8 protein-coding genes and 1 pseudogene are annotated in these 7,302 nt (G+C 62.5%); 7 read left to right on the top strand and 2 right to left on the bottom strand.

What is annotated here, in order from left to right; translation table 11 throughout:
- Positions 1-60: 60 nt before the first annotated feature.
- Complete coding sequence (locus AYR66_RS12715) at positions 61-609, top strand: nucleotidyltransferase family protein (protein ID WP_088707777.1); 549 nt, start codon at positions 61-63, stop codon at positions 607-609.
- 28 nt (positions 610-637) lie between these two features.
- Here AYR66_RS12715 and AYR66_RS12710 read toward each other — a convergent pair whose 3' ends face one another.
- Entirely contained in the window at positions 638-967 is a 330-nt protein-coding gene (locus AYR66_RS12710) for a hypothetical protein (protein WP_088707776.1), read from the bottom strand.
- Positions 968-1,271: 304 nt separating this feature from the next.
- On the opposite strand from AYR66_RS12710, the gene AYR66_RS12705 reads away from it, so the two are divergent.
- Entirely contained in the window at positions 1,272-2,045 is a 774-nt protein-coding gene (locus AYR66_RS12705) for a DUF72 domain-containing protein (protein ID WP_088707775.1), read from the top strand.
- Between the two features lies 1 nt (position 2,046).
- Here the strand turns inward: AYR66_RS12705 and AYR66_RS12700 are convergent, their stop codons facing one another.
- Positions 2,047-2,754, bottom strand: a complete 708-nt coding sequence (locus tag AYR66_RS12700) for an IclR family transcriptional regulator (protein WP_088707774.1) — start codon at positions 2,752-2,754, stop codon at positions 2,047-2,049.
- Positions 2,755-3,008: 254 nt separating this feature from the next.
- Between AYR66_RS12700 and AYR66_RS12695 the strand changes: the two are divergent.
- The 5 genes and pseudogenes from AYR66_RS12695 to AYR66_RS12675 form a co-directional block, all read left to right on the top strand.
- Positions 3,009-3,263: pseudogene (locus AYR66_RS12695) on the top strand (tripartite tricarboxylate transporter permease); the annotation flags it as partial.
- Between the two features lie 16 nt (positions 3,264-3,279).
- Positions 3,280-4,518, top strand: coding sequence for an MFS transporter (locus AYR66_RS12690; RefSeq protein ID WP_170942130.1), 1,239 nt, complete (start codon positions 3,280-3,282; stop codon positions 4,516-4,518).
- Positions 4,519-4,789: 271 nt separating this feature from the next.
- Positions 4,790-5,761: a Bug family tripartite tricarboxylate transporter substrate binding protein gene (locus tag AYR66_RS12685; protein ID WP_088707771.1), complete on the top strand. Its 972-nt coding sequence runs from the start codon at positions 4,790-4,792 to the stop codon at positions 5,759-5,761.
- Positions 5,762-5,809: 48 nt separating this feature from the next.
- Complete coding sequence (locus tag AYR66_RS12680; RefSeq protein WP_088709787.1) at positions 5,810-6,511, top strand: RraA family protein; 702 nt, start codon at positions 5,810-5,812, stop codon at positions 6,509-6,511.
- On the top strand, positions 6,508-7,302 hold a 795-nt coding region (locus AYR66_RS12675), incomplete at its 3' end, for an NAD(P)-dependent oxidoreductase (RefSeq protein WP_141104235.1). The genes AYR66_RS12680 and AYR66_RS12675, both read left to right, overlap by 4 nt.

Here is a 7,302-nt window from a genome sequence, read left to right as displayed (position 1 = left end):
CCCACCCCCCCCCCGCCGTTCCGGCCAGTCCGGAGCGGCGGTTTTTCCTTTTGATCTGCCATGCATGAAGAACTGATACGCGAATGGATCGCAGCTGACCCGCTACGCATGCGCGCCCTCCATCTCGCCCGCGGGCTGGACCTGCCGGACTGGTGCATTGCGGCCGGCTTCGTGCGCAACCTCGTCTGGGACAAGCTGCATGCCTTCGAGACGCCGACGCCGCTGGACGATATCGACCTCATCTACTTCGACGCGCAGAACCCGTCGCGCGAACACGACCGGCGCTTCGAGGAGGAGCTCGCGAGCATCGATCCGGAGCTGCCCTGGTCAGTGCGCAACCAGGCGCGCATGCATGCGCGCAATGGCGATGCGCCGTACACTTCCACACTGGATGCGATGAGTTACTGGGTCGAGCAGGAAACAGCAGTTGGTGTACGGCTGGATGGAGATGGGCGCATCGAGGTTGTATCGGCGTTCGGCTTCGACGGCCTGTTCGACAAGCGGATCACGCCGAACAGGCGCAAGCGCAACAGTGCGGCCGAGTTTTCCGCGAGGCTGGCGAGGAAGAACTGGCTGTGGATCTGGCCGGAGTTGCGGGTGGGGCTGTGAGGCAGGCGGCAATGCCGCCACCCGCCGCTCAAGCCAGCTGATACCTCAACGCCGACAACTCGATATGCGCGAGTATCACCGCGCTCTTGAGTTCATAGTTCATCCCGTCGGCAGGATGGATGCGCCGCTGCGCCTGGTAGCTGATGCGTGCAAGGTCATCCACGGTTTCGCGGACGCTGCGATCGTCGTCGGATTCCAGCGCCTGCCGTGCCTGGCTCGAGCGCTGGCCGAGTTGTTGTACATAATCCCTGAGTTCGTCCGGTATGTTCCCGCTGGTGTCGCACGCACGGATGGCGTGATAGATGGTGCGGTCGATGAAGCCGAGGCGTTGCTGGATTTCTTCACGTTCTACGATCATGCGAGACTCCTCCTTGAACCAGGTACAAGGGCAACTGTCTGGCGCAGGGGCGCGGCGCGGGAGCAGTTGTATGTCTACAGCGAAGTTCCTTTTTGCATCCGGACATGCATGGGCACACATCCGTCTCCAGCGGTGAAACGCTCCCCATTGCAGGACGAGCGCTGCCCAGCTATTTTGCGCCGCCTCGCGGCGCGGATCAATTCGCACTGCACAATGTCTAATCGACAAAACGCGCGGGAGAAAATTGGTGCGGTGCGCCATCGATGGCGTCCTCGCAATGCCGCGCGTGCAAGGAGAGCGGGCAATGACTTCCGATCGAAACCGGCTGAAGGATCCAGGCGTGCTGGTTCACGTGGGATGTGCCGGCTGGAGTGTTCCTGGTGCAATGCATGATCGATTTCCTGCCGCCGGCTCACATCTGGAGCGTTACGCGGCTGTCCTGCCTGCGGTGGAAATCAACACGTCGTTTTACCGGCCGCATCGGGCCGCTACCTATGCGCGCTGGCGGGATTCCGTGCCGGAGGCCTTCCGCTTCTCGGCCAAGCTGCCGAAGGCGATCACCCATGAAGCACGCCTGCACGGCGTCGAGGAAGCACTGGAAAAATTCATCGGCGAAGTCAGCCACCTGGAACGCAAGCTTGGGTGCCTGCTGGTACAGCTTCCGCCGAGCCTGCGGTTCGATGCCACTACGGCACTCCGCTTCTTCGTGCACTTGCGCGCGCTGACGCAAGTTCCTGTCGTATGCGAACCGAGGCACCTCACATGGTTCACGCCGGCGGCGGCCGGCATGCTTGCCGGCATGGGCGTGGGGTACGTGGATGCCGATCCATCCATCGCGCCGGTACCCGAGGAGGCCGAAGGCGCGGGCGTGCTTTACCTGCGCATGCACGGCTCACCCGTGATCTACCATTCGAAATACCCGGAAGAAGCGATCGCTGCCATGCAGGCGCGCATCGAGAGCAGCATCGATGCAGGCCGTCATGCCTGGTGCATCTTCGACAATACGGCGAGCGGGGAAGCGGTTCCGGATGCCTTGTCGCTGCTCGCGCGGCTGCACGCGCTGCAGGCGGCAGCCTGAGTCAGCTGCCGTAAACCGAGCGGCAATACTCGAGGTCCGCGCCGAGGTTGCGTGAAAGCGCGAGCGCGTTTTCGAGCAGCACCGCGCCAACCTTCTTCTTGTCCATCACTTCCAGCCGCGATGCCGGGCCGGACAGTGTCAGCGCGCCATAGAATTGCCGTCCATTACCAAACACGGGGGCAGCGATCGAGCCCATGTGCTGGTCGCGGACCCCTGATGAAAACAGCGGAAGTGCGGGAGCGGCTGTCTCCTGGATCTCGTTGAGGCCCCACAGCCGAATGACGGTGCCGATCGCCGACTTGTCGAGCGGGCGTCGCGTGCCGGGCAGGGTGGTGTCGCGCAAGACCTGGCTGACTTCCGCGCGGAACAGGCACAGGCGCTGGTTATCGTGGAGCACGTAGTAGGAAGCGCTTTCCCCGGTGTCGGCGGCAAGCTTGTCCAGCACCGGCTGCACGATCCGGCCGAGATGGAAGGATTGCTCGTAGACCTTGCCGAGGTAAAGGAGCTGGGGTCCAAGGTAGTAGCGCCCGTCCGCGGCGCGCACGACATAGTTCATCCGCTCGAGTGAATTGAGCAGGCGGAAAACCGTCGTCTTGTGCATGCCTGAAAGCTGGGCAAGATCAGCCTGGGTATGGGATTCGGCTCCCAGCTTGAAGCAGTCCAGAAGACCCAGCGCTTTCTCGACCGCGGCTACTCCGTAATTACTCATTCATCCTTCCTTTTTGACCGGCCAATTCTACACCGCAACGGAAAGCCTCCCGACGATCCTGTCGACCAAGGTGGTTGCTTCGATTTTCACCACGCCGGTATAATAAGTTCACTATGTACAACCACGATGTACAAGGTACAACTTAAATTGTAGCCAAATCGGAAGTTGGAGGCAAAGTGAAGCCATGCAGCATGGCCGGCGCGAAGACGCTGTTGTTTAAAGGGGGGCTTCGATGACTTCCATGGTGAAGGGTGCTGTTCGGCGTCGTCGGCTACTTCTCGTCGAAGCTCGGGGCGGAGCCGGCGCCGATGCTGCTCGGCTTCATCCTAGGGCCGATGATGGAAGAGTACCTGCGCCGCGCCATGCTGCTGTCGAAGGGCGATCCGACCGTGTTCGTATCCCGGCCACTCAGTGCAAGCCTGCTGGCGATTGCAGTCGCCGCGCTGGCGATGGTCCTGATGCCGACCATGCGCAAACGGCGTGACGAGGCGTTCCAGGAAGAAGGGTGACCATGGGGCAGGGCGCGTGAATCCGAACAACCCTTTCCGCTCCCTGCGGCATCGCAACTTCCGCCTGTATTTCACCGGGCAGGCGGTGTCCCTGATCGGGAGGTGGGTCCAGCAAGTCGCATTGAGCTGGCTCGTCTTCCGGCTGACCGGATCGTCCGTTCTCCTGGGCGCGGTCTTCTTCCTGAGCCAGGCGCCGATGCTGGTCATCGGACCGGTTGCCGGCATCTGGGTGGACCGCTGCGACCGGCGCGCGCTGATCCTCGCGGCGCAGTCGCTGATGGCGGTGCAGGCCACCGTCTTTGCGATCGCCTACTTCATGGATGCAATCCAGCCCTGGCACATCCTGTCCATGGCCTTGATCCTCGGCATCCTCAACAGCATCGATACGCCCGCCCGGCTGAGCATCGTGTCCCAGCTGGTCGAGGAACGCGATGACCTCGCAAATGCCATCGCACTCAATTCCTTCGCCTTCAATATCGCCCGCTTCATCGGGCCGCCGGTTGCCGGCGCGCTGCTCGAGTTCACCTCCGAGGGCGTGTGCTTCTCGCTGAATGCCGCGTCGCTGCTCGTTGTCGTCGCCGCCATGGCAATGGTGAAAGTCAGCCCGAACGAACGTGTATCCGGACCGCTGGGCGGCGCATTCGTCGAAGGCATTTCCTATGCGTGGACGTCGTATCCGATTCGCATCCTCATCATCAACCTGGTGGTGTTCAATTTTGTCGCAGCATCCTACGTCACGCTGATGCCGGTGTTCGTGACGGATGTTTTCGATAGCGGCCCGCAGTCGCTCGGGCTGCTGCTCGGCGCGGCCGGTTGCGGCGCATTGGCGGCGGCCGGCTATCTCGCACTGCGGCGGTCGGTGCGCGGGCTGACCTCATCGATTGCCGTCGGCAGTTTCATTGCCGCCATGGCCCTGCTGTCGTTCTCGATTGCCGGATCGGTGTGGATTGCGGGCCTGCTGTTGTTTGCCGTCGGCTATTCGCTGGTGGTAACCAATGCATCGACCAACACCATCCTGCAAACCATCGTCGCTGATCCTTTGCGCGGCCGGGTGCTGTCGTTGCATGCGTGGGCGGTGCAGGGAATGGCCGCGCTCGGCGGGCTCTTCGCCGGATCGCTGGGCGATGTGCTGGGAGCGCAAGGAGCGATTGCGGCAGTGGCGATTGTCCTCGGCGCGTGGGCGCTGGCATTCCTGGCGCAGATCCGTCGCCTGCGCGCCCACATGCGGAAGATCTATGAAGGCTTGAAGCTTTAGCGGCTGCGTCCAAACGCATCGCCTGTTTGAAACGTTCAAAAACCCTGTTGCATCCGATTTTGAAGCTGCATATAATGGATTCACTGTGTACAACCAAGATGTACATCGTACAACCGCCAAGCCAACGCGGTTATCTAGAGAGCTGGAGACAAGATGGCGCGGATCGAAAAAACCATGGACTTACCACGATGGATGCGCGTACCGGTGTTCAGGCCGGCTTGTAGCGATAACTGATGGCCTTTCACTGCTGCAATAAACAAAGGAGTTTTCCGTGAATTTGCTGAACCGTGTTCTCTGCGGGTTTGTCCTCGCCGGCGTCGCAACCACCGCACTGGCCGATGCGGCCTATCCGAACAAACCTATCCGGCTGGTCGTCCCGTTTCCGCCCGGCGGCGGCACCGACATCCTTGCCCGCGTCGTCGGTCAAAAGATGGCCGAAGCCAACAAGTGGATCGTCGTCGTCGATAACCGTCCCGGCGCAGGCGGCAACATCGGTCTCGACCAGGCGGCCAAATCGCCGGCGGACGGTTACACCATCGTGATGGGGCAGACCAGCAACATGGCGGTCAATGCCACCCTCTACGCCAAGCTGCCCTACAACCCGGTCAAGGACTTCGCGCCGATCTCGATGGTCGCGACCGCACCCCTCGTCCTGGTGGTACCGGCGACCTCGAAGTACAAGACGATCGCCGACATCGTCGCCGCCGCCAAAGGCAAACCCGGTGACCTCACTTTCGCTTCGCCCGGCAACGGCACGGTCGCCCACCTTACCGGCGAGCTGATGCAGAAGGCGGCCGGTATCAAGCTGCAGCACGTTCCGTATAAGGGCTCCGCACAGGCGATCACCGACCTGATCGGCGGCCAGGTCGACATGTACATGTCCTCGGTGCCGTCCGCGATCGCGCAAATCAAGGGCGGAAAACTGCGTCCCATCGCAGTGACGTCCGCCAAGCGCTCCGACGACTTGCCGCAAGTGCCGACACTTGCCGAATCCGGCTACAAGGGATTCGACGCCACAACCTGGTTCGGCTTCCTCGCGCCCGCCGGCACGCCCACGCCGATCATCGCGCGCCTGAATGCCGAGGTGAACCGCGTGCTGAAGATGCCGGAAGTGCGCGAAAAGATCGGCGCCGAAGGTGGCGACGTTCAGGGCAGCACGCCTGAAGAGTTCGCCGCGCTGATCAAGAGCGACATCACCAAGTGGGGCCAGATCGTCAAGGACTCGGGTGCGAAGATCGACTGACACCTGCAGAGTTCTCTTCAAACAGACTTCTTTTACTGAACCATGACCATGACAGACCAAACCAAATCACTCGCCGACGTCCAGCGCAACATCGAGCGCGTCAGCCCGGGCATTGTCGCCAAGGCTGCCGAATTCCAGGCCGCAATCCTCGCCGACGTCAACGGACGCCGCGGCGCACTGCACGGCCGCATCGCCCCGCTTTCTCCGTCGATGAAGGTGGCCGGCCCGGCGATCACAGTCGATGTCCGCCCCGGCGACAACCTGATGATCCACGCTGCGATGGCCATCGCCCAGCCGGGCGACGTCCTTGTCATCGACGGCAAGGGTGACCAGAGCTGTGCGCTGATGGGCGCGATCATGATGAACCAGTGCAAGGCGATGAAACTGGCCGGCGTCATCGTCGACGCGGCCGTGCGCGACATCGAAGAAATCCGCGCGCTCGGCTTCCCGGTGTTTTCCGTCGGCTCCAATCCCAATGGCCCGACCAAGTTGGTTTCCGGCCGCGTGAACTGGCCGGTTTCCGTCGGTGGCGTTAACGTGAAGCCGGGCGACCTGGTCGTCGGCGATGCCGATGGCGTGGTGGTGATCGAACGCGAGAAGGCCGAGTCCCTGCTTGCGCCTGCAGCCAAGAAACTGGAAGACGAAACCAAGCGTATCCAGGGCATCCTCGACGGCAAGCAGCTGCGCCCGACCTGGCTCGACGGCGCACTCCGCGCGGCCGGCGTGTTGAAGGAAGGTGAAACGCTATGAGCAAGCCGGTCATCCTCGTCACCGCCGCCGACCTGACGCCGGAAGCGGTGCAGATGCTCGCGGACTATGAGCTGGTCTTCGCCGGCAAGACGCCTGATGAAGACAGCCTCGTCGCCCTGAGCGAACAGCACCAGCCGGTCGGCATCATTGTCCGCTACGGAAGTATCCCGGCCCGCGTGATGGACGCGAGCAAGAAGCTCAAGGTCATCTCGAAACACGGCACTGGTATCGATACGATCGACGTCGCCGCAGCCGCTGCGCGTGGCATCGCGGTCAAGGCGGCAGCGGGCGCCAATGCGCCGGCCGTGGCCGAGCATACCTGGGCATTGATCTTTGCCTGCGCCAAGCATGTGGTGCAACTGAACGAACGCGTGCATGCCGGCTTCTGGGACAAGGCGACGCACAAGAGCCTGGAACTGAAGGGCAAGACCCTGGGCCTGGTCGGCCTCGGCGCCATCGGACAGCGCGTGGCGGCGGTGGCAAGTGTCATGGGAATGGAAGTCGTGGCCTACGATCCTTACGCCAAGTCCGCGCCGGAAGGCGTGCGCCTGTGCGAACTGGACGAGCTGTACGCGGTGTCGCATGTGGTGTCGCTGCATTGCCCGCTGACCGAGCGGAACCGCAAGATGATCAATCGCGAATCGCTGGCGAAAATGCGTGACGGCGCGATCCTGGTGAACACCGCCCGTGGCGGCCTCGTCGACGAAGAGGCTGCTGCCGAAGCGCTGAAATCCGGCAAGCTGCGTTCCGCCGGCCTCGACAGTTTCGCCAGCGAGCCGATCGCCGCCGGC

It is taken from the genome of Noviherbaspirillum denitrificans, assembly GCF_002211445.1.
Lineage (GTDB): Bacteria > Pseudomonadota > Gammaproteobacteria > Burkholderiales > Burkholderiaceae_D > Noviherbaspirillum > Noviherbaspirillum denitrificans.
This window is presented reverse-complemented; position numbering and strand designations above follow the sequence as displayed.